Source organism: Stenotrophomonas sp. HMWF003 (assembly GCF_003061285.1).
GTDB lineage: Bacteria > Pseudomonadota > Gammaproteobacteria > Xanthomonadales > Xanthomonadaceae > Stenotrophomonas > Stenotrophomonas maltophilia_AP.
The window spans coordinates 1-1,846 of the sequence record NZ_QAIW01000417.1 but is presented as its reverse complement, the minus strand read 5'-3'; the positions used below and the strand labels follow the sequence as shown (position 1 = coordinate 1,846).

Annotated in this window: 3 protein-coding genes; 1 reads left to right on the top strand and 2 read right to left on the bottom strand. The window is 67.6% G+C overall.

Going from position 1 to position 1,846, the window contains the following annotated elements:
• Together DBR34_RS17850 and DBR34_RS17845 are read right to left on the bottom strand one after the other, a co-directional pair.
• The coding region (locus DBR34_RS17850; protein ID WP_258224094.1) for a DksA/TraR family C4-type zinc finger protein at positions 1-234 on the bottom strand (234 nt) is incomplete at its 3' end.
• 109 nt (positions 235-343) lie between these two features.
• Positions 344-895, bottom strand: coding sequence for a DUF2058 domain-containing protein (locus DBR34_RS17845; RefSeq protein ID WP_128097778.1), 552 nt, complete (start codon positions 893-895; stop codon positions 344-346).
• A gap of 73 nt (positions 896-968) precedes the next feature.
• On the opposite strand from DBR34_RS17845, the gene DBR34_RS17840 reads away from it, so the two are divergent.
• Positions 969-1,466 carry a M48 family metallopeptidase gene (locus tag DBR34_RS17840; protein ID WP_128097777.1) on the top strand — a complete coding sequence of 166 codons (498 nt, stop codon included), beginning with the start codon at positions 969-971 and terminating at the stop codon, positions 1,464-1,466.
• The last annotated feature ends 380 nt before the right edge of the window (positions 1,467-1,846 follow it).

Below are 1,846 nucleotides of genomic sequence, written 5' to 3'. Positions count from 1 at the left end.
GTTGTAACCGCCGCCTTCGTGCTGCGCGGCGTCCTCTTCTTCCTGGCAGCGCACGCACAACCGTACGCCGGGCACGGCCTTGCGCCGCGCCTCGGGAATGGGTGCGTCACAGTGTTCGCAGTGGGTCAGCCCGGGGCCCTGTTTGAGCTGCGCGCGGGCGCGCTGGATGGCGTCGTCAACGGTGGCGTCGATCTGGTCCTGCACCGCGCCGTCGCCTGCCCAACCTGTCGCCATGATGTGTCTCCCATGCCGGTGTCAGGCCACCAGCATAGACCCGGCCCCGCGGGCGCAGCCGACGTGCGGCTGAACGCCTTGGCGGCGGCGTGAATGCTTCAGCCGGGTGTTACCAGACCAGGTCGTCGGGCACCTGGAACTGGGCGTAGTAGGCATCGTCGTCGGCGTTGCCGGTGCTCGGTTCGGCGCTGGGCTGGGCGTTGTCGAGCACGATGGCGCTGGCATCGCGCTCACGCACCTTGTCGGCGGCCGGACGCGGCAGCAGCTCGAAGCCGTCGCCGAACCGGGCGATGACCAGCGCGCCGGACGCCAGCTGCCGGCGCAGGGTAGCGTTGACCAGCAGGGTGCGGATCACGGTGCCGTCGTTGAAGCGGTACTCGCTGTCGCCGTCACGCTTGACCTTGTTGGTCTCGATGATCTGCCGGACCTGCGCCTGCAGTTCCTGGGCGCGGGCCTTCTCCTTGCGCTCGGCCTCCAGGGCACGATCGCGTTCAGCTTTCTCGGCACGCAGCCGGTCTGCCTCGCGCTGGCTTTCGCTGGGCGCAACGGGGGCCTTGCCGTGACGGGCCTTGACCTGTTCACGTGCGGCCTGTGAGACCTGGGACTTCTTGACCAGCCCGGCCTTGAGCAGCTGCTCCTGCAGGGGATTTGCCTTCGCCATACGCGTGCATCTGTTGTTGCGGGATTCCGGAGGCCATCATACTGGTCTGTCCGCCCAGTCCCAAACGTTGTCCATGACCGCCCTGAAATACCTCGCCGGTTACCCCGAAGCCCTGCAGCAGCAGGTGCGCGAGCTGATCGCGGGCGACCGCCTGGGGCCGTGGCTGGAACGGCGCTACGCGGACCTGCATACGGTGCGCAATGATCGGCAGCTGTACGACTACACGCAGGGGCTGAAGGAGCGCTATCTGCGGCAGTCGGCGCCGCTGTCGAAGGTGGTCTACGACAGCAAGCTGCAGGTGCTGAAGCACGCGCTGGGCACGCACACGACGGTGTCACGGGTGCAGGGCAGCCGTCTGAAGGCGAGCCGCGAGATCCGGATCGCGACGGTGTTCCGCGAGGCGCCAGCGCCGTTCCTGAAGATGATCGTGGTGCACGAGCTGGCCCACCTGAAGGAATCGGACCACAACAAGGCCTTCTATCAGCTGTGCACGCACATGGAAGCGGATTACCACCAGCTGGAATTCGATCTGCGCCTGTATCTGACCCACCTGGAACGCCCCACCCCCTGACCGCGCGATGCGGTAGTGCCGCCCGCTGGCCGGCTGTCGGGTAGTGCCGGCCGCTGGCCGGCTCCGCGCAAAGCCAAAGCGGAGCCGAAGCAACGGCAACAGCAACCGCAACGGCTTCTGGCGCAACGATCGCTGGATTGGGCGGGGGTGTGTGGGTCCGTGGGACACGCTGCAAGTCCCGCTCTGCGGCCCGGCCCAGCCGCTGGCGGCTGTGCGTTCGGGCGCATGCGAGGCGGTGCCTCGCAAGCAATGCGCCCTCACCCATGTAAGCTCCGTCGCCGCATCCATGCGGCTCAGGGTCCCGCGAACCCACACACCCCCACCCCAGACAGACCACCGGTGGCCTATGAAGAGTCAGAAGCGGGGGCAACGTCGAGCGA

Excerpts from the sequence above, each read along its gene's own strand:
- DBR34_RS17840 (WP_128097777.1), top strand. The coding sequence starts at position 969 with ATGACCGCCCTGAAATACCTCGCCGGTTACCCCGAAGCCCTGCAGCAG.
- DBR34_RS17845 (WP_128097778.1), bottom strand. The coding sequence starts at position 895 with ATGGCGAAGGCAAATCCCCTGCAGGAGCAGCTGCTCAAGGCCGGGCTG.